The organism is Streptomyces sp. NPDC012888 (assembly GCF_042900645.1).
Lineage (GTDB): Bacteria > Actinomycetota > Actinomycetes > Streptomycetales > Streptomycetaceae > Streptomyces.
This window is the reverse complement of the sequence record NZ_JBIBBM010000032.1, coordinates 1-1,279: the sequence shown is the minus strand read 5'-3', so window position 1 is coordinate 1,279 and position 1,279 is coordinate 1. Positions and strand designations below refer to the sequence as shown.

At 70.1% G+C, this 1,279-nt stretch carries 1 protein-coding gene; it reads left to right on the top strand.

What is annotated here, in order from left to right:
• Positions 1 to 517: 517 nt before the first annotated feature.
• On the top strand, positions 518 to 1,042 hold the full coding sequence (locus ACFY61_RS31985) for a VOC family protein (protein ID WP_389477997.1): 525 nt from the start codon (positions 518 to 520) through the stop codon (positions 1,040 to 1,042).
• Positions 1,043 to 1,279: the final 237 nt, after the last annotated feature.

Sequence of the window (1,279 nt, the reverse complement as noted above, 5' to 3'; positions counted from 1 at the left end):
CAGCCGCCCTCCGGGCGGGAGCCGAGCCCGAGCGGATCAGATCTCGGATCATCCGGCCCGCCCCACGCGCCTCAGATCGCTACGCGCTCCTGCCGAAAGGCGTATCCGGCCCGCAGGTGGCCGAACATAGGCCGCCAACGATCGCTACGCGCTCCTACCCGCAGGCGTCCCCCTCTGATCGGTGGCCGGACATAGGCCGCCGACGATCGCTACGCGCTCTTACCCGCAGGCGTCCCCCTCTGATCGGTGGCCGGACATAGGCCGCCAACGATCGCTACGCGCTCTTACCCGCAGGCGTCCCCCTCTGATCGGTGGCCGGACATAGGCCGCCAACGATCGCTACGCGCTCCTACTGGAAGGCGTCCCCCTCTCGCCGGTGGCCGGACATGGGCCGCCAACGATCGGCCGCCACCCAGCGGGTGATTGAACCGTACTGGGCTCGATCTAGGTCCGTCGCTGTCCTAATTGGGTCTTAGGGTCGTCGCATCGCGAAGGACGACAGGAGGGGACGGGACCGATGAGCCACACTGCACCCGAGGGCTACACCAGCGTTGCACCGTGGGTGGTCACCGACGACACGGGCGCTCTGCTCGACTTCATCAGCGCCGCGTTCGACGGCGAGGAACTCGCCCGGGTGCCGGTCGAGGACGGCACCATCGGCCACGGCGAGATCCGCATCGGCGACACGGTCGTACTGGCCTTCGACCGACGGCCCGACTGGCCGGTGATGCCCTCGCTGCTGCGGGTCTACGTCCCGGACGCGGACGCCGCAATGGCGGCCGCCGTCAAGCACGGGGCGCAGGTGATCACCGAGGCCTCCGACAGCGCGTGGGGGGACCGCGGCGGCCGGGTACGGGATCCGTTCGGCAACATCTGGTGGGTGATGAGCAGGGTCGAGGACGTCACACCGGACCAGGCCTGGGAGCGCATGGGCGAACCGAAGTACGCCGAAGCGATGCGCGTGGCGCAGGAGACCCTGGATACCGCGCTCAGCGGCCGCAGCTCAGGGATCGCGAGTGCCCCGCAGCGCCCGACGCACTGAGTCTCACCGTCTCCTACACCACCGGGTCCGTGTCCAGCCACCGATCAGACGGGGACACTGAGACGGCCGGAGCGCGTAGTGGTGTGGGGTGGCCGCCCGGCGGCCCGTCTGATGCACCTTCCGGGTGGGTGAAGGTCGGGCTTCCCGCCCGGAGGGCGGCTGCCGCCGCCCCCGGCCCCGGACCGCAAACGGGCGCACCCGAAGGACAGGGTGACCCCTTGCCCTTGTTTTGGGTTG